Genomic DNA, 20,362 nt, shown 5'->3' with positions numbered 1-20,362 from the left:
GTCTAAGAATGTAGATTGAAATTTTTTAAATGAAAATTATAAAACCTGGCCTCATGATTTTAGATATGTTTTTCTTGTCAGGTTGGAATTTTGAGGTTATAATGTGTTTAGATACGAGGATGTGTCGAAGGTCAATGATGCCCTGATGTCACCCGTGAAGTGATATTCAGGGTTTTTATATTCTTAATTGTATTATTTTTTAAAACAACAAGGGGGTTGTTTTGGCGGGTGAAAAAAGTTGAGGCTATAATACGTCCTGAGAAACTGGAGGAAGTTAAGGATGCTCTGGGTAAATACGGGATAAAAGGGATGACTGTTACACAGGTTGTCGGGTGCGGACTGCAAAAGGGCAGGGTCGGGGTTTACCGGGGACACGAATATAGTATAAACCTTTTGCCCAAATTAAAGATTGAAATAGTGCTCCTGGACCACCAGGTTGAAGTTGTCGCTGAAATTATCAGTCAAAATGCCAGGACCGGGGAGGTAGGGGACGGCAAAATTTTTGTTTTTCCGGTAGAAGACGCGGTGCGGATAAGGACCGGGGAGTCCGGCAATGATGCCATATAGGAAATATTAATAAATTTGAAAACTGGCAGGAAACGGTTCCTGCAGGGCAAGGGCGCTCTTGCGCACGGGTTGTTTTTAGTGAACTCGTGCCAGGTTTGCGCTTTTTTTATTTTTTATAAATTTTGATAAGGAGGAACGGAGCATGGAAGTAGGCATTGGCAATCTGGCGTCAGGTATCGATACGGTATGGGTGCTGCTTTGCGCAGCCCTGGTCTTCCTTATGGAAGGTGGTTTCGCCTTCCTTGAAGCTGGTTTTATCAGGGCCAAAAACTCCTTGAACATCGTCATGAAAGTATTCACTGACAGCACGGTGGGCATGCTCAGCTACTGGGCGGTCGGCTTTGCTGTCATGTACGGGCTTGACAGGGGAGGAATTTTGGGCACTACCGGATTTTTCGTCGAGGGTAACCTGGAACATATCAAGTTAAGGATTCCCATCTATGCCTACTGGATTTTCCAGGCTGCGTTCGCCATGGCAATGGCTTCTATTGTTTCAGGAGCCGTGGCTGAACGGATGAAATTCCGCCCTTACATAATTTATACAGCCCTTGCCGCTGGATTGATTTACCCCCTTGCCGGCCACTGGGTCTGGGGTGTGGACGGCTGGCTCGGCAAACTGGGTATGCTTGACTTTGCCGGTTCCGCGGTGGTGCACGCGGTAGGCGGCTGGAGCGCACTGGCCGCTGTGATGGTCCTCGGGCCAAGATCGGGCAAATACAATGAGGACGGGACAATGAATGTTCTCCCGGCCCATAATATGCACCTGGCATTTCTCGGGACGTTCATTTTGTGGTTTGGCTGGTTTGGGTTTAATCCGGGCAGCTCGCTTTCCGGCCTGGACATGAATATTGCCAGGATCGCTGTTAATACAAACCTGGCCGCGGCTGCGGGCGGCACGGCGGGCATACTTTTTACCATGTTCAGGTACGGCAAGGCTGATCCCAGCATGGCCATGAACGGGGCGCTGGCCGGGTTGGCCGCTATAACCGCGGGCTGCGCGTTCGTACATCCTGTCAGCGCCGTGTGCATCGGGGGGGCGGCAGGAGTGTTTTGCGTTCTGGCGGTAGGCGCTTTCGACCGGATCAAGGCTGACGACCCGGTTGGCGCTATCGCCGTGCACGGAGTAAACGGGACCTGGGGTACTATCGCAGTCGGGATATTTGCCCAGGACGGCGGGATCTTATACGGCGGCGGGGCCAGTCTTCTGGCGGTACAGGCTTTAGGTGTGCTTTCAGTCTCCGTATTGGCTTTTGCCTCGACATATTTAATTTTCAGCGCCATGAAAAAGACTGTCGGGATCAGGGTTTCCGCCGAGGAAGAATTCGAAGGTTTGGATATTACTGAGCACGGCATTCCCGCTTACACCGGACTTGTTGCCTCACCTCTTTACGACGTGGAGGAGAGCGCGGCTCACACAGCGGCTGTGCCAGGTATGCAGGCGCCCGCATTTCAGGCTTCAAACCCGGTGGTAAATATAAGGAAGTAAAAATATATTAAATTATATTGACAAATGTTATCAGATATGATAAAATATATAGCATAAATTTATCGATACGACGAATGTATCAACAAAGCGATGGCGCTTTTCGCGAATTCTTCTCGTGAAAAGCGTTTTCTTGCTTTAAGGCACAGCGGGGTAATAAAATGATGAGCAGTGACGCTCTCAAGACAGATCAAATGTCTGTCGCGAGGGCGTTTTCTGTTATAAAGGGAACCAGACATATAAACGAGTCTTTACGAAATGAGGCGCCATTTTCAAAAAGAACCGTTTAAAGGTTCCCGGGTGAAGACAAAAAATTCAATGGGAGAGTGAAGAAAATGAAAAACCGGCTTATGCGGACTTTATTAATGGCTGCCGCGTTTGTGATGACAGTGCCGGCACTGGCCTGGGCGGAAGAAGCAGCCGGGGCGGTTGCGGAAACCGCGGCGACGGTTGACACAGGCGATACAGCGTGGGTCCTGGCCTCGGCGGCACTGGTAATGCTCATGACCATCCCGGGCCTGGCCCTCTTTTACGGCGGTCTGGCCCGCAAAAAGAACGTCCTTAGCACTATTATGTACAGCTTTTTTGCCATGGTATTAATCAGTCTCCAGTGGTCTATGTGGGGCTACAGCCTTTCTTTCGGGCCTGATATCAGCCATATAACCGGCAGCCTGGACTGGCTGGGATTAAAAGGGGTGGGCTTTGACCCGAATCCCGACTACGCGGCCACCATTCCCCATCAGGCGTTTATGATCTTTCAAATGATGTTTGCGGTAATCACACCAGCTCTGATTTCCGGGGCTTTTGCGGAAAGGATGCGCTTCCCGGCCTTTATCGCGTTTATTATCCTCTGGGCTACTTTCATTTACGACCCGGTTGCCCACTGGGTGTGGGGTGTAAACGGGTGGCTGCGCAACCTGGGCGCACTCGACTTCGCCGGGGGCACCGTGGTGCATATACTGTCCGGTGTTTCCGGCCTGGTGGCCTGCCTGGTGCTGGGCAGGCGCAAGGGACTTGGCAGCGAACCGATGATCCCTCACAACCTTCCGTTCACAGTGCTGGGTGCGGCCCTGCTGTGGTTCGGCTGGTTCGGGTTCAACGCCGGCAGCGCTCTCGGCGCCAACGGGCTTGCCGCCAGCGCCTTTATGGTAACCCACCTGGCAACAGCCGGGGCGGCTTTATCCTGGGTAGTAACAGAGTGGATCCACCATGGGAAGCCCACCACCCTTGGCGCAGCCTCCGGCGCGGTGGCCGGCCTGGTGTCCATTACCCCGGCTTCCGGCTTTGTTGAGCCCATGCCAGCCATTGTTATAGGCCTGGTTGCCGGAGCGGTATGCTACGCCGCGGTCGCTGTGATTAAGGCTAAGCTCCGCTACGACGACGCGCTTGACGCCTTTGGCGTGCACGGTATCGGCGGTACCTGGGGCGCCATTGCCACCGGCCTCTTCGCTACCACATCAGTTAACGAGCTTGGCGCGGACGGACTATTTTACGGCAGCTCGGCGCTGCTTGGGAAGCAGTTTATTGCCATCGGGGCGAGCTGGGCCATGGCCATAATAGGCACCTTTGTTATCTTAAAAGTTATAAGTGTATTCACAAAGCTGCGTGCTACCGATGAAGAACAGGACACTGGCCTGGATTTTACCCAGCACGGGGAGGATGCGTATACCGATTTTGCCATGGCGTCACCGTTTGGCGCTATCGAGGCCCATGTGCTGAAAACCACCAACGAAGTAAAACCAGCTTTATAATTTACGAGCAAGTGCGGTTCGACGGCAGGGTCCTGTCATCTGTAAGTAAAAAGAAATTTTAATAATGGAGGTGGATAACTTGACTAAGATAGAGTGTATCCTGCGCCCGGGTAAACTTGAAAATGTTAAAGAAGCTGTCAATCAGTACGGAATCCACGGCATGACGGTGACGCAGGTTATAGGCTGCGGGCTGCAAAGAGGACGAACGGAAGTCTACCGGGGCACTGAATACAGCATCAACCTGCTTCCTAAAATAAAACTGGAAATGGTTGTGCCGGATGAAATAGTTGACGACATAATTAAAATCGTTGTAGATAACGCCAGGACCGGCGAGGTGGGCGACGGTAAAATTTTTACCAGCAAAATTGATAACGCCGTGCGGATCAGGACGGGAGAGACTGGCGAGACAGCAATCTGATTTAAAGAATGCAGTGCGACTTCAGTCGCACACAGAGTGTCGACCAAAATAATATTGCATAGTCATGTCCAACAACTCAAATGCCTGTTCCTCAAAAGGAACAGGCATTTGTATTGTTGAGAGAGGGTCCTTCTTTCATCGCATTTACGCGCTACCCGGCCCTGCCCAGCTTTGTGGTGCGCTTGATTAAGTATAAAGTCCTGCCGTCTTTTATAGTCCACAGGTTATCTACAAGTCCGCATTCTTTCATTTTTAACCAGAATGGCAGTGCCTCTTCACAAATTTCAGTAACTGATATTTTTCTAAATTTCGGCCTCAAAAATTGAAGGGCCCTTTTTCCCCAGCCTTTTCTGCGGGGATAATTGCCGATAGTCATGACCCTTAACTCAAAGGTATTGCCGTTAATGAAACCGATGATTTTTATGCTCCCGTTTAACCTGAAAACAGTCGCCAGCCTGTTCCCGTATAAAAATTCATATTCATCTGCTTTCATTGGATACATATTTTTACCCCCTTCCAAGAGGTAAAATATAAACACCTTTATATATATAATACCAGAGAGCGCTGTTGCGTGACAATATAGAATTGTTAGATTATTCAGATATATTGTATACATTTACGAAAAAATATTTTAAGGAGGTAAAAATCATATGCACATGAGAATAGATACCGGAATAACATGGAGTTAACAAAAAAAATACTAAAGGGGAGTAGCTTGCTTAATCCCTTAAGCAATAAGATCGACATGCTGGCGATTCGTCGCCCGGTCTTATAACGGGCGCGGCCCGGAAGCGAGACCTTTACTTCATATTATTGGAGTAGGGGTTTTTTTGATTAATCAGGCAAAAAAAAGAAGGCTTTTAGACCTTCTCTTCGCAGGATTTGAAAACAGATAAGTCCTGCTGCTGGGAGCCAAGTTTCTTTACGCGCTCCTTCCGGACCTGGCCCGCCTGACCGGCCAGGGTTATCACTCCGATCAACAGGAAGACTACGCCTGTTCCCTTGTTGATCATACCGGGACTGATATGCCTGGCTATTAAGGCGCCGACGGTAACCTCCAGCAGGACGCAAGCCGTTAGCGCTATGGCGCTTGCAGCCATGATCAGCCAGCGCCTGGCGGGGTTGTTGCTGGCCAGCAGCAGCACCGCCACCTGGGTTTTGTCCCCCAGTTCACATAAAATGATCAGAGTGAAGGTGGTAATCCATGTAAGCCATTCCATACCAAACATTGATAGATCTCCTTTAGATTATCAAAAGTCGCTGCCAATTATGCCTGTAATCAGAAGAATGCCCATGAGAGAAAACGCTACCCCGGAAATAACTTTAATCACAGTGGGCTTGACATATTTAGCCAGGATGTGTGATCCGATCATTACTTCAATGAATGATGTTGTTACTAAAGCCATGGCCGAGCCAAGGGCGACATACAAAACATAAAGCGGCTTTGTGCCGGCCAAAAGCATGGTTGTGATCTGGGTTTTGTCGCCCATTTCAGATAAAAAAACCATTCCCAGAGCTGAAAAAAACAGCCGCCATTTCAAAAAAACTCCCCCTTTTCACTGTGATTGAACGGGGAAGTCCCATTCAAAGACCTTTAAAGCCGATCAGACGGATTGGCCATACCCCCTTTTCCCAAATAGAAGAGGTTATATTTGGATTTATTTTTTTTACCTTACAAGTTGCATATAATACAAAATATGGGCTTTCGGCCTGCTTTGACACTGAAGGGTTTTTTGCGTTCCCTTGTAAATGTTTACATAAAAAATCCGCCCGGGATATCCCGCTGCGGATTATGTTTTTTATTGGAGCTTTTTAAGATATAATTAAATAATATTGAAGGCATTTTCAGAACCAGGTCCTTTACCTGCTGAAAAATACGGAGAGCCCCAGCCTTAAGCCAGGGCTTCCTTTATTTTGGGAAGACACGGAATCGAACCGTGTAGCGGGTTCCGGACCGCGCTGTGTTCCCGACACTCCCCCCAGGAATATATTGCCAATTTCATTATGTCATTTTGGCGATCGCCGTGTCAATAGCTAAGTTGATACACTTGAACCGCCGGGGGATAACTGCCGTCTAAGTCAATGAAGGCCTTCTTTAAGATATTGAAACACCGGGTGAGTAATTTTGTCTGATCAAAACCTTGTATTGTTGTCCCAATCGGGCGACAATGAAGCATTTGCCCAACTGGTCCGAAAATATTCGCCGGACGCGTACCGTACCGCGTTCATGGTTCTGCGCGACCGCAATGAGGTGGAAGACGTGGTTCAGGAGTCTTTTTTAACCTGTTACCGAAAGATAAAATCATTCAGGATGGAGTCATCGTTTAAGACCTGGCTATACAGGATCGTTGTCAACAGGTGTTATGACAGGCTGCGAAAACGCAACCGGGAGATCGACGCTTTGAACAAGATGTCCTTAAACTTAAGGAATGTCAGTGACGATATCAATGGTATAGAAAGCAGGCTTGATTTAAGAGAAGTTATTCAGGGTCTGAGGCCGGAGCACCGCCTGGTCCTTACCCTGTATTACGGAATGGATTTTGGGGTGCAGAAAGTGGCGGATATGCTGGGTGTGCCTGTCGGTACAGTCAAATCAAGGTTAAACTCTGCTCGTAACATGATTAGAAAGAACCTGACGGCAAACCCTCTTTAGGAGAAAAGCTATGAGCAGATCGAATGGAAAGGCCGGGGAGTATGAGCTGCATTAAAACATTACAAATGATGAATGATTACCTGGATAAAACATTATCCAAAAGTGAAGAGCAGATAGTAAAGAGGCACCTGGAGGAATGTAAATCCTGCCGGAGCGAGTACCAGAACCTGGAGAAGGCTGATCACACCCTGAGGCAGGTTATTTGTGAAATGGTAGCCGATATTGTAGTCCCCAATGGTCTCAGCGATCGGATAGAAATGAACTTGTCTGCCGCTAACAGGAAGAACACACTCCTGTCACGCCTGTCAGTGATGCTGAAAACCCCGGCGGCTGCCGCAGCCCTGCTTTTTGTGGTACTGGCGGCCGGGTTCCTAACCTATAATAATTTCTTTAACCTGGCCGATCAACAAAAGGTAGCCATGACCGAGAACACGGAAAGTGCCGGGGTGCGGGCGGAGGATAATAACGGCGCGGCTGTGGGCGGACAGGCGGACCCTTTAAAAGGTGTACAGGTTTTGCAGGCTGAATCGGACCTGATGAGTAATACAGATGAACAATTGGACCGGGATGCGGGAAATGCGGTAAAGGTTCCGGTGGAGAATCAGCCTGACAGTATGGCGGGGATTTTGAGCGGCCAACCGCCGGCGCCCGCTGCTGCCACTGCCCCTGAAGCACTGAGTAAATCCTATCCTGCGGGTGTTCAAAGAAGAGCTTTGGTTACAAGTGCCCCTCCGGGCATGGGTGAGAGTATGGCTGTTTCAAACAGCGGGACCATGGAAGAGGCGGTCAGGGATGTGGGCTTTATCCCGGTTAAACCGGCCTACCTTCCCCAGGGAGCTGTACTTTCAGATGTATCCTGGTTTAAGGGTGAGGTATCTCAGAACTACCGGGCCGGCAAATATTACTTTACTGTCAGCCAGAGCCGGTTCGACGCCGCTGACTTTGAATATGAAGATGCGATATCGCAGGGTTCCGCCGTTGATATTAACGGAATGCCGGGATTCATACAGGAAAACAGGCCGGAACCGGGCGGCAATGTTTCCGGAGATGTCACAACACTGAGGTGGCGTCAGGGTGATTGGGCATTTTCAGTGTCCGGAGATCTGCCGGCAGAAGAACTAATAAAAATATCAACTTCTTTGAAGTAGTCTAAAACCAGGTCGCCGACCTGGTTTTTTGTCGTTTAGGAGACCTCAGGGATGGATTTGCCGGACAGGCAATTTGACAGTGGAATATTAACAGTTTTGACGGAGATACTTCCTAGACAAGTAGACTTTTTAAAGGAGATGAGGTATTGCCGGAACAAGATATGGGGAAGGACTCCCGGAATGACAGCAGGAAGATAATCGATGATCTGGCGGCAAAGGCTCAGGACGCGCTGCATGCATTTATGGAACTTGGTCAGGAAGATGTGGACAGGATCGTCAAGGCTATGGCCCTGGCCGGGCTCGACCGGCATATGGAACTGGCCAGGATGGCTGTAGAAGAAACAGGCCGGGGAGTTTACGAAGATAAAATTGTGAAGAATATTTTTGCTACGGAGTATGTCTACCACAGTATCAAGTACAGCAAGACCGTAGGGATTATAAAAGTTGACGAGGAAGCTGAATACGAAGAAGTGGCGGAACCAGTCGGGGTAATAGCAGGGATTGCGCCGGTGACCAACCCCACTTCAACCACCATGTTCAAGTCCCTGATCTCAATAAAAACGAGAAACCCTATTATCTTTAGTTTTCACCCGGGGGCTCAGCGGTGCAGCGCGGCAGCGGCGAAAACGATGCTGCACGCGGCGGTAGCGGCGGGGGCGCCGGAAAGCTGCATTAGCTGGATTGAACACACTTCAATAGAAGCTACAAAAATGTTGATGTCCCACCCGGGAGTCTCTCTAATCCTGGCCACGGGAGGAGCGGGCATGGTCCAGTCAGCCTACAGCAGCGGGAAACCCGCCCTGGGCGTGGGGCCGGGCAACGTCCCCTGTTACATTGAGAAGTCAGCAAACCTGCAAAGGGCGGTTACGGACCTGATCCTCAGCAAGACCTTCGACAACGGTATGATCTGTGCCTCAGAGCAGGGCTTAATTGTGGACAGGGATGTGGCCGGAGACATAGAATCCCTTTTGGTTGAAAACGGCTGCTATTTCCTGAATAAAATTGAAGCGGAAATGTTGGAGCGGTTCGCATCCTGTGGGAAGACCTGTTCCCTGAACCCGGAGGTGGTGGGCAAACCGGCCGGTGTGATCGCCCAAATGGCCGGCTTTTTGGTACCGGACGGCACCAAAATACTTATAGCCCGGCAGGACGGAGTGGGTCCGGACTACCCTCTTTCGAGGGAAAAGCTGAGCCCGATTTTAGCCTATTATCTGGCAGACAACTCCCGGGAAGGGATCAAACTTTGCGAACAAATGGTGGAGTACGGGGGGATGGGCCACTCGGCGGTGATCCATACGGCTGATGAGAAGCTGGTAGACGAGTTTGCCCGCAGGGTCATGGCCGGGCGGATTATTGTAAACGCCCCTTCCACCCATGGCGCCATCGGTGATATTTACAATACCAACACACCTTCCCTCACCCTGGGCTGCGGTTCATACGGGAGAAACTCCACCACAGCTAATGTCAGCGCCATTAACCTGCTTAATATCAAAAGGGTTGCCAGAAGGCAGGTTAATATGCAGTGGTTCAGGGTGCCGGAAAGGATCTACTTTGAACGGGGTTCCATCCAGTACCTTGCCAAGATGCCGGGAATAGGGAAGGTCCTGGTTGTAACTGACAAATCAATGGTTGAACTGGGGTACCTGGACAAGATCAAATACCACCTGGCCAGGAGGGAGAACAGGCCGGCAATAGAAGTGTTCGGTGAAATTGAACCCGACCCGTCACTTGCCCTGGTCACAAAAGGGCTCAAATTAATGAACTCTTTTCAGCCTGATACCATTATTGCCCTGGGCGGCGGTTCGGTCATAGACGCGGCCAAGGGGATGTGGCTTTTTTATGAACACCCCGAGGTGGAATTTGAGTTTTTGAGGCTTAAGTTTCTCGATATTCGCAAGCGCACTTATAAATTTCCCAAATTGGGTCGCCGGGCCAGGCTGGTGGCCGTGCCCACCACCAGCGGGAGCGGTTCCGAGGTAACAGCCTTCACGGTAATAACCGACAGGGGGAAGGATATTAAGTATCCACTGGCGGACTACGAACTGACGCCGGACGTGGCCATTATCGACCCGGATTTTGTTGAGACACTCCCCCGCGGTCTGGTGGCTGATACAGGCATGGACGTGCTGGCGCACGGCATAGAGGCCTATGTATCGGTGATGGCCTCTGACTACACAGACGCCCTTTGTTTAAAGGCAATTGAAATGGTCTTTAAATATCTGCCCCTTTCCTGGCGTGAAAAGGACATAATGGCGCGGGAGAAGATGCACAATGCTTCCACCATAGCCGGGATGGCCTTTACCAACGCCTTTCTGGGTATCAACCACGCTCTGGCTCACAAGGTGGGGGGAGAGTTCGGCATTACTCACGGGCGGGCCAATGCTGTGCTGCTGCCTTACGTGATTGGGTACAACGCCGGATTGCCCAGCAAGTTTGTTTCTTTCCCAAAGTATGAACACTACATCGCGCCGGAAAAATACCGGCAGATTGCCGCCCACCTGGGCCTGCCCGCCGCATCGAAGGAAGAGGGTGTGCTCAGCCTGATCGAAGCGGTGTCTGAATTGAGCCGGTCCCTTGGGATACCGTCCACGTTTGCCGAACTGGGTATTGACCGGAAAAAATTTATGTCAAAGGTCCCGGAGCTGGCGGAAAAGGCGTTTGAAGATCAAACCACTACGACTAACCCGCGGCTGCCTTTGATCACCGAGCTGGAGGATATCCTGCGCAAAGCGTACAGCATACCGCTTTATACGGGGGATAAAGCCGGCTTGGGAGATGAAACAGCGTATTCAATAACGGGAATCCAGCCTGGTACAAGTCCTGCCGGCAGCACGCTGCAGCAGTAAAAAATTTTTTTGAAACGCTGAATCTCCTTTTTGAGGGTGTCCATGCCCTCTTTTTTGAATTTAAGCATAAAAATATATGGTGAATATATTTGAGGGACGACGAGGTCCCGAAGGAAGTGCAAGCTTCTTTCGGGATATTTTTTTTATTTAACCAAATTAAATTTTAGGAGGTTGATATTTATGTGCGGAATAACAGGCTGGGTAGACTGGAAAGATGACCTGGCCCGCCGGGGCCATACCCTGGAGCTCATGGTGAAGACACTGTCACGCCGCGGCCCTGACGCTTCGGGCACCTGGCTGTCGCAGCACGCCGCCATCGGGCACCGCCGCCTGGTCGTGGTCGACCCCGAGGGAGGCGGCCAGCCCATGACCCGCCGCCGGGGAGAAAGGGTGTACACCATAACTTACAACGGTGAATTGTACAATACGCTGGAACTCAGACGGGAACTGGAAGCGCGCGGCTGCATTTTCCTCACCGGCAATTCTGATACCGAAGTCCTGCTGATGGCTTACATGGAGTGGGGCCCCGCATGTGTTGAGCGTTTAAACGGGATTTTTGCCTTCGCAGTATGGAGTGAGGCTGCCCAGAGCCTTTTTCTAGCCCGCGACCGGCTGGGCGTAAAGCCTCTTTTTTACTTGCAGCGGGGCAGCTCACTTATATTTGGCTCTGAACTAAAAGCAATTTTAGCCCACCCGGCGGTAATGCCGGAAGTTGGCGCAGAAGGGCTGGCGGAAATTTTCGTTATGGGCCCGTCACGCACGCCCGGCCATGGTGTTTACCGTGACGTTTGCGAGCTGAGGCCGGGCTGCTGTCTGTTATATGATCGAAACGGCGCCGGCCTGCGCCGGTACTGGGCCCTGGCAAACCGTCCTCATACGCACGGTTTGGATGAGACCGCCGCCAGGGTTAGGGAACTGCTCACGGATACTGTGGAGCGCCAGCTTGTTTCGGATGTCCCTGTGTGCGCTTTTCTGTCCGGCGGACTTGATTCCAGCGCCATCACGGCTATCGCCGCCAGGGCCTTCCAGGGTAAAGGGCCGGGTGTTATTCATACATACTCGGTAGATTATGCCGGAAATGAGCGCCACTTCAAGCCGGATTATTTCCAGCCCAGCTCTGACGCGCAGTGGGCGGGACGTGTTTCTGATTTCCTCGGAACGCTTCACCATGTCATCGAAATCGACAACGTTGAAATGGCGCAAGCACTGGAACAGGCAACTCTGGCAAATGATCTGCCCGGTATGGCCGACGTGGACTCCTCCCTTTATCTCTTCTGCCGGGAGGTTAAGAAAAACCATACAGTAGCTCTGTCAGGCGAATCAGCGGACGAGATATTTGGGGGTTACCCCTGGTTTCACAGCAAAGAAGCGCGCGGTTTGCATACTTATCCCTGGATCAGGCTCTTGCGCCAAAGGATGCGGTTTTTTTCACCTGATCTGGTTGAACTGTTAAAGCCTGAAGAATATATAACAAAACGGTACTCCGAGGCGCTTGCGGAAGTACCTCGTTTGGAAGGTGAAGGAACGGCAGAAGCAAGGATGCGAGAGTTGTTTTATCTGAATATCACCCGCTTTATGCAGACACTGCTGGACCGTAAAGACCGGATGAGTATGGCGGTCGGACTTGAAGTGCGCGTGCCTTTCTGTGATCACCGCCTCGTGGAATATGTCTGGAATATTCCTTGGGAGCTGAAAAGCTGCGATAATATGGCCAAGGGCATTCTGCGCCGGGCCCTGGCCGGGCTGCTTCCCGCAGATGTTCTGAACAGAAAAAAAAGCCCCTACCCCAAGACGCACAACCCGGAATACCTGACGGCTGTATGCGACCGGGTCCTGAGTATACTCGCCGACCCCGGTTCGCCCCTGCTCCCGCTGATAAATACCGGCGCTGTCCGCGCCCTGGCGGAATCAGGCGGAGCGGCATTTGACCGCCCCTGGTTCGGCCAGCTGATGAAGGGGCCCCAGTTTCTCGCCTTCCTGATCCAGGTTGATGTATGGCTGCGCCGTTACCGTGTGGTAATCAGGTGAATGAACTACCATAAAAAGTATTGATGGTGTATAATTTTAATGTTTAATAGAGTATCATACAATCGAGGTGAGGCGTCCTTTGCATAGAATAGCTATTGGCCAAATGGAGGTCATACCCGGCAGGCCCGATTTAAACAGCAGGAAGATGCTGGACATGATCGGTGAAGCGCGCTCAAAAAACGCACAGATGGTAATATTCCCGGAAATGGCGGTCCCGGGTTATTTGCTTGGAGATATATGGGAGCAGCGGGCTTTTCTGAGGGATTGCGAGAACCTCGGCCGCAGGATAGTGGAAGCTTCTGAAGGAATATGTGTGCTTTTCGGCAATGTCGGAGTGGACTGGGATAAAACCGGCGATGACGGCAGGGTGCGCAAATTCAATGCTTTCTTTATAGCTCAAAACGGCAGGCTGTGCGGGGGAGATAACTTCCCGTACCCTTTCAGGATTAAGACACTGAACCCGAATTACCGTGAATTTGAAGACACGCGCCATTTTTACAGCCTGCGTAAATTGGCGGGCGAAATGGGGATCGGGGTGGAGGAACTGCTGAGCCCGGTTAATATAGAGATAGCAGGGGAAAGGTTGAAATTAGGCTGCATCCTGTGCGAGGACGGCTGGAGCGAGGAGTACGCGGTTAAGCCGATTTCCTTGATTAACAGGAAAGGCCCGGTCGACCTGTTCGTAAATATTTCCACCTCGCCATATACAAGGGGCAAGAATAACAAGCGGAACAGGGTTTTCTCCAGGCAGTCTTCGGAAACGGGGGTACCCCTGATCTATGTCAACAATGTCGGCATCCAGAATAACGGTAAAACAGTCTATACCTTTGACGGCTGCAGCACAGTTTATAACCGGTCAGGTAACATTATTCACTACAGCGTGCCGTTTTGTGACGAAATGAAGATCGTCGATATGGACCTGTGCGGCGGCAGTATGGACCAGCCGCCAGTTAAGGTGCCGGACGACAGCGATATTGACAGCATATATAAAGCCCTTCATTACGGGATCGATAAATTCCTGAACGCGACCGGCATTAATAAAGTTGTCATAGGTGTTTCTGGGGGGATTGATTCGGCGGTAAGCGCCTGCCTGTACAATAAAATCCTTGACCCGGAACGGGTCCTGCTGGTAAACATGCCCAGTGTTTATAACTCCCAAACTACAAAGGACCTGTCGACCAGGCTGGCCCATAACCTGGGATGCCTCTATACGATTATGCCTATACAAGAAGTGTTTGAGTATACTGTCAGGCAGATCAGCGAAACTCCGGTTCAAAACCTCAGGGACGGCAGCCAGTTCAATCTGCCCGTTTCTTCATTTGCAAAGGAGAATATCCAGGCCCGGGACCGCTCAGCCAGGATCCTCGCCGGTACGGCGGCGGCCTTCGGCGGCGGGTTTACCTGCAACGGCAACAAGAGCGAAATGACAGTCGGTTATGCAACGCTGTACGGCGATCTGGCCGGTTTCCTGGCGGCGCTGGCAGATCTTTGGAAACACCAGGTTTATGAGCTGGCTGAATATTTAAATGAACATATATACTGCCGGGAGGTAATTCCCCGGGAAATTATAGACCTTGTCCCCAGCGCCGAGCTTTCCTCCGACCAGGATGTCGACCAGGGGAAGGGAGATCCGCTGGTCTATCCCTACCACGATTATCTTTTCCGGGCGTTTATGGAGCAATGGAACCGGTCAACTCCCGAAGAAATACTCACCTGGTACTCCGAGGGCTGTTTGGAAGGAAAAATCGGCTGCCGGGCAGGCCTGGTGAAACAGCTCTTTCCGGGGCCCGTTGAATTTACTGAGGACCTGGAAAGATGGTGGAAGCTCTATCTCGGCATGGGCGTCGCTAAACGGATACAGGCGCCGCCGGTCCTGGCAGTGAGCAGAAGGGCTTATGGATTTGACCACCGGGAGGCGCAGAATTCAGTGCACTTTACAGAAAATTATCTGAAACTAAAGAAAGAACTTATTAAATAGGATGTTTAAAAAATTAGGTTTAAACATATTATCAAACTAATTTAATATTTATTGGATTAGTTGTTTTTTAAGCTGATAGCGTAGGGAAATATGATATATTTATCCATTTCTCATTTATTATAATTATTAATAAGTCTTATTTCTTTTCGTAAAATATTTTTTCTTTTTTGAAGGATATATTCAGTTGCTATCGAATGTTAGAATATAATTACTATTCTAAATAAACCGCGAGACAGGCCGCAAGGACATTGGCTTTCCAGAGCGGGTAAGTCAATGCGGCTTTCTCACTTTTGTAGTTTTCGATTTGGTCACTGTTTGAAAAAAAAATAAAGGCTTAAGTTCTCCGAGCCATGTAAACCTAAACTTAAATGTATGGTTGCACGGACGTCAGGGTGCCGCGGGAAACCGCAGCGCCTTCCATTGCGAAAAGGAGGGCAGAGTAGCTCCAAAGGAGTTGACTTTGTCCTTTTTTTGTTCTGTTTAAATGATTATTTTTGGTAAATTGATTAATTACTTATGATAATAAATCAGTATTCCATAAATTTACATTTATGCGACCCCTACCCTGGGGACTTAGGGAGATTTGGCATATATTAACCTGTATACAGGTAATATACATGACTTAAATCAGGGGGTGGTTAAAGCCATTTTTGAGATTTGCGATAATAAGGAGGTGGGTTGTCCAAGGTAAGATGGTAGTTGGTTTAGGTTAGCTGATTAGAGACTTAAGGCAATTTTAAAATTATGTACAAGTTAGAGGGGGTTTAAAAAATATGGCTAATCCTCCAGTAATGACAGTGTGTTTAGCCGGAAACGCCGGCAAATACAAAATGGGTTTGCCGATTGGACAACTTTTACTGCGTGGTTTCATGTCTGGAGTATACATTGCGGTAGGCGCAGCGCTGGCGACAGTCTGCGGCACAGAAGTAGCTAAATTCCTCGGCGCCGGCCTGGGCAAGTTTTTCACAGGCGCCGTGTTCCCGGTAGGCCTGATTGCGACCGTGCTGACAGGTATGGAACTGTTCACCGGTGACGCGATGTTAGGGCCCCTGGCGGCAATGATGGGCAAGACCGGCTGGGGCAGCGTATTCAGGAACTGGACTTTTGTATACATTGGCAACTTTATAGGTTCCATAGCATGGGCTTACCTGATGCTGATCGGACCATTTTCACAGGGCAACTTTGCAGGTCCCGACCCGAACGCCTTTGCGTTGAACGCGGTAGGCATAGCGGTGGCTAAGACACTGCCGTACAAGGCAGTAGGCGCTGTAGGCTGGTGGGCGGCGCTGGCAAACGGCATCGGTTGTAACTTCCTGGTTAACGTAGCTATCCTTCTGGCGATCACATCCAAAGACTTCATCGGCAAGTTCTTCGGCATCTGGTTCCCGATCATGGCTTTCGTATCGACCGGATTTGAGCACTGCGTGGCTAACATGTACTTCCTGCCCGCAGGTATGTTTGTAACCCAGAGCTTCCCGGCCCTGGTAACCAAGGTAGTGGACGGCAAGCCCTGGAACGCGGCGCTGACCAAGAACGCCGGTCTGACCTGGGGAGACATCTGGATCTGGAACCTGATCCCGGTGACCATAGGCAACATCATCGGCGGCATGATCTTTATCGGCGTGGTATATTACTTCTGCTACCGGAACGAGTTTCCCGAGGAGCACAGAAAATAACATTAAAACTGCAAAACTCTAAGGAGGTATCCTCGCGGTGCGGATGTCCATACCTGCATACATCTGTTTAGGATTAGGCGTATTTTTCGTAGCATTCACATACGCGCTGGGGCGGGACACACAATTTTTACTAAAGACCCTGCCGATGCTCCTGGTACTTTTAGGCGTGCCCCTGGCTTTAAGCTTTATGAACAGGCGGCACACGGACCAGGTTGACCTCGGTGACTACAAGTACTTCAAGATCAAGGACCTGCCATCGATAAGGGCGGGGGAGCCCGTGCGCATACGCGGCACCATCAAGTCAGCGTCTATGAAGTGGCTGAACAGGCCCAATTTCCGGATCAGCGACGGCACCGGTGAGATTGGCGTATTCATGTTTTGGGCGCCCCGTGAGGATATCAACCCTGGAGACAAGGTAGAGGCCGCTGGTTCCCTGCGGGTGGGACCGACCAAGAAGCAGAACATCTGGGGAATCAAGATGGCTAAAATGCCTGATAGCAAGTAAAACGAGCAGAGGAACAAAGAGAGGGGGAACAGTAATTGGCCGAACTGAGTAAGGAAGCTGCAATGCAAAAGCTTTTTGACCAGTACCGTGATTACAAAGGAGGATTAATCCCGGTACTGCAGGAAGCCCAGAACATTTACGGCTACCTGCCGAAAGATGTACTTCAGCAGATTTCCAAAGAACTGCGCATACCGTTCAGCAAAGTATTTGGGGTATGCACCTTTTACGCACAGTTTCACCTGAAGCCCCGCGGCCGGAACATCATCCGTGTCTGTCTTGGCACAGCCTGTCACGTACGTGGCGGCTCCAAGATATTCGAAGCTGCCCAGGAAGCCCTGGGAGTAGGGCAAGGCGGAACCACCGAGGACCTTAAGTTTACCCTTGAGACAGTCGCCTGCATCGGCGCCTGCGGCCTGTCGCCGTGTATGATGATCAACGACGACACGCACGGCCGTCTGGTACCGAAACAAGTAGCGGGCATATTCGAAAATTACAAGTAGAGGAGGTGGACAGATATGAAAAACCTTGATCAAATACGCGCAAAATATAAGCAGCAGTACCAAGAGAAAATTAGCAAGACCCGTATCGTAGTTGGACTCGGCACCTGCGGCATCGCGGCCGGCGGTGACAAAGTAATGGCTGCATTGAAAGAGCAGGTAGCGGCACGCGGCTTAGACGTCGACATCGATTTCACCAGCTGTATCGGCATGTGCTATCGCGAGCCGATGGTGGAGATAGCCCTGGCCGGCGCGCCCAGCGTCTTATACGGCGACATCTTTGCAGACAAAGTGGAAAAGCTTTTAGAGAGCCACATAGTAAACAAGACCCCGGTATACGAGTGGGCGGCATTCCAGATTCCCGGCAGCGCCACACCGTACGAGGGTATCGATATAATGGACAAGGCTTCATACTATGAAAAGCAGGTGCGTTCAGTAACCTCAAGGCTCGGGCGGACAAACCCCGAGAGCATAGTTGACTACATCGCCACCGGCGGATACGAAGGCATTGAAAAAGCCCTTAAAGTCGACAGCAAGGCAGTCATAGAAGAAGTCAAGAAGTCAGGCCTTAGAGGGCGTGGCGGCGGCGGCTTCCCCACCGGCGTGAAGTGGTCCTTCGTAGCCCCCGGCGAAAAGAAATACGCGGTCTGCAACGCTGACGAAGGCGACCCGGGCGCATTCATGGACAGGTCAGTATTAGAAGGCGACCCCCATGGAGTTTTAGAAGGCATGATGATAGGCGGCTACGCCATCGGAGCCGACGAAGGGTACATTTACTGCCGGGCGGAATACCCGCTGGCAATCAAGCGCCTGAACCTGGCTATAGCCCAGGCCGAAGAGCACGGACTACTAGGCGACAACATTTTAGACTCTGGATTCAACTTCCGGATTAAGATTAAAGCCGGCGCGGGCGCGTTCGTCTGCGGCGAAGAAACAGCGCTGTTGAACTCCATCGAAGGACTGCGCGGCATGCCCAGGGTACGGCCTCCGTTCCCGGCCATCAAAGGCCTTTTTGGTAAGCCCACCGTATTAAACAACGTTGAGACCTATGCCAACGTGCCGTTCATCATCCGCTACGGCAGCGACTGGTACGCAAACATGGGCACCGATAACAGCAAAGGCAGCAAAGTTTTCTGCCTGACCGGCAAAGTGAACAACACAGGCCTGATGGAAGTGCCGATGGGCATCACCCTGCGGGACATCATCTTCTCCATCGGCGGCGGCATCCAGGATGGCCGGCCATTCAAGGCCGTGCAGAGCGGCGGCCCGTCCGGCGGCTGCATACCGACGGCGCACCTGGACACCCCGATCGACTATGACTCACTCGGAAAGCTCGGCGCCATCATGGGATCCGGCGGCCTGGTCGTTATGGACGATACCACCTGCATGGTCGACGTGGCCAAGTTCTTCTTAAACTTCACCCAGCTTGAGTCCTGCGGCAAGTGCACACCGTGCCGTGAAGGCACCAAGCGGATGCTTGAAATACTGCAGAAGATCTGCGACGGTAAGGGCGAGATGGAAGACATCGACACCCTGGACCGCCTGTGCCGGGTAATCAAGAGCAGCGCCCTGTGCGGTTTAGGACAGACCTGCCCGAACCCGATCGCGACCACCCTGCGCTACTTCAAGGACGAGTACATTGCGCACATTAAAGACAAGCGCTGTCCGGCGGGAGTCTGCAACGCGCTGCTGCAATACACGATCCTTGCCGACAAGTGCACCGGCTGCGGCGCCTGCCTCAGGGCCTGCCCGGCGGGAGCGATTTCCGGCGAGAAGAAAGAACCGCATAAGATTGATACTGAACTCTGCATCAAGTGCGGCGGCTGTATCCAAAAATGTAAATTCGACGCCATCGTCAAGGCGTAAAGGAGGGGATAAGTTTTGGCTAATGTAACTCTTACCATCAATGGTAAAGAGGTAACTGTCCCGGCGGGCACATCTGTTCTTGATGCCGCCAGGGGAGCTGGCTTTTTTGTCCCCACTCTCTGCCATGATCCCAACAACCCGGGTTACGGCGGCTGCCGGATTTGCGTGGTTAACATAAAGGGGGCCCGCGCTCTGGTAGCATCCTGTGTTGCCGAGGCTGCCAACGGCATGGTTGTCGAAACTGAATCACCTGACGTGGTGGAAGCAAGGAAAACTATCATTGATTTAATTCTTGCCAACCACCCGACTGACTGTCTGACCTGTGACAAAAACGGTGACTGCCGCCTGCAGGACTACGCGTATCGCTATGAAGTACGCACATCCAGCTTTAAGGGTGAAAAACATAATTATCCCATTGATGATTCCAACCCCTATATAAGAAGAGACCTTAACAAATGCGTCCTTTGCGGGAGATGTGTCCGCACCTGCGAGCAGGTGGAGGACCGCCAGGTGATTAACTTTGCTTACCGCGGTTTCAACACCAAGGTAGCGCCGGCAATGGATACCAACCTGGCCGAATCAGCCTGTGTTTCCTGCGCGCGTTGTGTTGTGGTTTGTCCTGTCGGGGCACTGACATACCAGAACCTGGCCGGCAAAGCCCGCACCTATGAACTCAGGAAAGAGCAGGTTACCTGCACCTTCTGTGAGGCAGGATGCCAGTTTGACTTGAACTATAAGGGTGATAAGGTGCTTGGCGTGACAGCTAAAGAGCCGGGCACGGGAAGGCCGCTTTGCCTGAAAGGCAGGCTGGGCCTTGAACTTCTGTACTCTGATGACCCGGTTAAGCCAATGCTCAAGAAGGACGAGCAGTTCGTCGAGGTTTCCTGGCCGGAGGCCCTGGGTATGGATGATGTGCTGAAGAAGTTGGATGAGCTGAAAAAGTAGA

17 protein-coding genes and 1 riboswitch are annotated in these 20,362 nt (G+C 51.2%); of the genes, 14 read left to right on the top strand and 3 right to left on the bottom strand.

Translation table 11 applies throughout. The annotated features are described in order from the left end of the window. The first annotated feature begins 228 nt into the window (after positions 1 to 228). The 4 genes from ACOBQJ_RS08435 to ACOBQJ_RS08420 all read left to right on the top strand — a co-directional run bounded on the left by ACOBQJ_RS08435 (position 229) and on the right by ACOBQJ_RS08420 (position 4,219). The gene (locus ACOBQJ_RS08435) at positions 229 to 567 is read left to right on the top strand and encodes a P-II family nitrogen regulator (protein WP_421071305.1); all 339 of its coding nucleotides are present in this window, start codon (positions 229 to 231) and stop codon (positions 565 to 567) included. 142 nt (positions 568 to 709) lie between these two features. Next, entirely contained in the window at positions 710 to 2,053 is a 1,344-nt protein-coding gene (locus tag ACOBQJ_RS08430; protein WP_421071304.1) for an ammonium transporter, read from the top strand. A gap of 332 nt (positions 2,054 to 2,385) precedes the next feature. Further along, positions 2,386 to 3,801 (top strand): ammonium transporter, encoded by a 1,416-nt coding sequence (locus ACOBQJ_RS08425; protein WP_421071303.1) that lies wholly within the window; start codon positions 2,386 to 2,388, stop codon positions 3,799 to 3,801. 79 nt (positions 3,802 to 3,880) lie between these two features. Next, positions 3,881 to 4,219, top strand: a complete 339-nt coding sequence (locus ACOBQJ_RS08420) for a P-II family nitrogen regulator (RefSeq protein ID WP_421071302.1) — start codon at positions 3,881 to 3,883, stop codon at positions 4,217 to 4,219. A 151-nt stretch (positions 4,220 to 4,370) separates the two neighbouring features. Here the strand turns inward: ACOBQJ_RS08420 and ACOBQJ_RS08415 are convergent, their stop codons facing one another. The 3 genes from ACOBQJ_RS08415 to ACOBQJ_RS08405 all read right to left on the bottom strand — a co-directional run bounded on the left by ACOBQJ_RS08415 (position 4,371) and on the right by ACOBQJ_RS08405 (position 5,760). After that, positions 4,371 to 4,721 (bottom strand): hypothetical protein, encoded by a 351-nt coding sequence (locus ACOBQJ_RS08415; RefSeq protein ID WP_421071301.1) that lies wholly within the window; start codon positions 4,719 to 4,721, stop codon positions 4,371 to 4,373. A gap of 358 nt (positions 4,722 to 5,079) precedes the next feature. Then, positions 5,080 to 5,448: a TMEM165/GDT1 family protein gene (locus ACOBQJ_RS08410; protein ID WP_421071300.1), complete on the bottom strand. Its 369-nt coding sequence runs from the start codon at positions 5,446 to 5,448 to the stop codon at positions 5,080 to 5,082. Between the two features lie 21 nt (positions 5,449 to 5,469). Beyond that, a complete protein-coding gene (locus tag ACOBQJ_RS08405) occupies positions 5,470 to 5,760 on the bottom strand; it encodes a TMEM165/GDT1 family protein (protein ID WP_421071299.1) in 291 nt (96 codons plus the stop codon). Positions 5,761 to 6,344: 584 nt separating this feature from the next. Between ACOBQJ_RS08405 and ACOBQJ_RS08400 the strand changes: the two genes are divergently transcribed. From ACOBQJ_RS08400 to ACOBQJ_RS08355, 10 genes are all read left to right on the top strand, one after another. Beyond that, complete coding sequence (locus ACOBQJ_RS08400) at positions 6,345 to 6,872, top strand: RNA polymerase sigma factor (protein WP_421071298.1); 528 nt, start codon at positions 6,345 to 6,347, stop codon at positions 6,870 to 6,872. 23 nt (positions 6,873 to 6,895) lie between these two features. Continuing rightward, positions 6,896 to 8,020 (top strand): zf-HC2 domain-containing protein, encoded by a 1,125-nt coding sequence (locus tag ACOBQJ_RS08395; protein WP_421071297.1) that lies wholly within the window; start codon positions 6,896 to 6,898, stop codon positions 8,018 to 8,020. 161 nt (positions 8,021 to 8,181) lie between these two features. After that, a complete protein-coding gene (gene adhE / locus ACOBQJ_RS08390) occupies positions 8,182 to 10,866 on the top strand; it encodes a bifunctional acetaldehyde-CoA/alcohol dehydrogenase (RefSeq protein ID WP_421071392.1) in 2,685 nt (894 codons plus the stop codon). 180 nt (positions 10,867 to 11,046) lie between these two features. Next, positions 11,047 to 12,894: an asparagine synthase (glutamine-hydrolyzing) gene (gene asnB, locus ACOBQJ_RS08385; protein ID WP_421071296.1), complete on the top strand. Its 1,848-nt coding sequence runs from the start codon at positions 11,047 to 11,049 to the stop codon at positions 12,892 to 12,894. A gap of 79 nt (positions 12,895 to 12,973) precedes the next feature. Then, positions 12,974 to 14,872, top strand: a complete 1,899-nt coding sequence (gene nadE, locus ACOBQJ_RS08380) for an NAD(+) synthase (protein WP_421071295.1) — start codon at positions 12,974 to 12,976, stop codon at positions 14,870 to 14,872. Positions 14,873 to 15,201: 329 nt separating this feature from the next. Continuing rightward, a riboswitch (molybdenum cofactor riboswitch) is annotated at positions 15,202 to 15,321 on the top strand. A 324-nt stretch (positions 15,322 to 15,645) separates the two neighbouring features. Next, positions 15,646 to 16,548, top strand: coding sequence for a formate/nitrite transporter family protein (locus ACOBQJ_RS08375; RefSeq protein WP_421071282.1), 903 nt, complete (start codon positions 15,646 to 15,648; stop codon positions 16,546 to 16,548). 37 nt (positions 16,549 to 16,585) lie between these two features. Further along, a complete protein-coding gene (locus ACOBQJ_RS08370; RefSeq protein ID WP_421071294.1) occupies positions 16,586 to 17,053 on the top strand; it encodes a hypothetical protein in 468 nt (155 codons plus the stop codon). A gap of 62 nt (positions 17,054 to 17,115) precedes the next feature. Next, a complete protein-coding gene (gene nuoE, locus ACOBQJ_RS08365; protein WP_421071391.1) occupies positions 17,116 to 17,553 on the top strand; it encodes an NADH-quinone oxidoreductase subunit NuoE in 438 nt (145 codons plus the stop codon). 15 nt (positions 17,554 to 17,568) lie between these two features. Continuing rightward, entirely contained in the window at positions 17,569 to 19,416 is a 1,848-nt protein-coding gene (gene nuoF, locus ACOBQJ_RS08360) for an NADH-quinone oxidoreductase subunit NuoF (protein WP_421071293.1), read from the top strand. 15 nt (positions 19,417 to 19,431) lie between these two features. Continuing rightward, positions 19,432 to 20,361, top strand: a complete 930-nt coding sequence (locus tag ACOBQJ_RS08355) for a 2Fe-2S iron-sulfur cluster-binding protein (protein ID WP_421071292.1) — start codon at positions 19,432 to 19,434, stop codon at positions 20,359 to 20,361. The last annotated feature ends 1 nt before the right edge of the window (position 20,362 follow it).

The sequence above is a fragment of the Pelotomaculum propionicicum genome, from assembly GCF_048984525.1.
Classification (GTDB): Bacteria; Bacillota; Desulfotomaculia; order Desulfotomaculales; family Pelotomaculaceae; genus Syntrophopropionicum; species Syntrophopropionicum propionicicum_A.
This window is presented reverse-complemented; position numbering and strand designations above follow the sequence as displayed.

Coding starts and splice junctions, on each gene's coding strand:
- ACOBQJ_RS08410 (WP_421071300.1), bottom strand. CDS start 5,448: ATGTTTGGTATGGAATGGCTTACATGGATTACCACCTTCACTCTGATC.
- ACOBQJ_RS08415 (WP_421071301.1), bottom strand. CDS start 4,721: ATGTATCCAATGAAAGCAGATGAATATGAATTTTTATACGGGAACAGG.
- asnB (WP_421071296.1), top strand. CDS start 11,047: ATGTGCGGAATAACAGGCTGGGTAGACTGGAAAGATGACCTGGCCCGC.
- ACOBQJ_RS08430 (WP_421071304.1), top strand. CDS start 710: ATGGAAGTAGGCATTGGCAATCTGGCGTCAGGTATCGATACGGTATGG.
- nuoF (WP_421071293.1), top strand. CDS start 17,569: ATGAAAAACCTTGATCAAATACGCGCAAAATATAAGCAGCAGTACCAA.
- ACOBQJ_RS08375 (WP_421071282.1), top strand. CDS start 15,646: ATGGCTAATCCTCCAGTAATGACAGTGTGTTTAGCCGGAAACGCCGGC.
- nuoE (WP_421071391.1), top strand. CDS start 17,116: ATGCAAAAGCTTTTTGACCAGTACCGTGATTACAAAGGAGGATTAATC.
- adhE (WP_421071392.1), top strand. CDS start 8,182: ATGGGGAAGGACTCCCGGAATGACAGCAGGAAGATAATCGATGATCTG.
- ACOBQJ_RS08395 (WP_421071297.1), top strand. CDS start 6,896: ATGGAAAGGCCGGGGAGTATGAGCTGCATTAAAACATTACAAATGATG.
- ACOBQJ_RS08425 (WP_421071303.1), top strand. CDS start 2,386: ATGAAAAACCGGCTTATGCGGACTTTATTAATGGCTGCCGCGTTTGTG.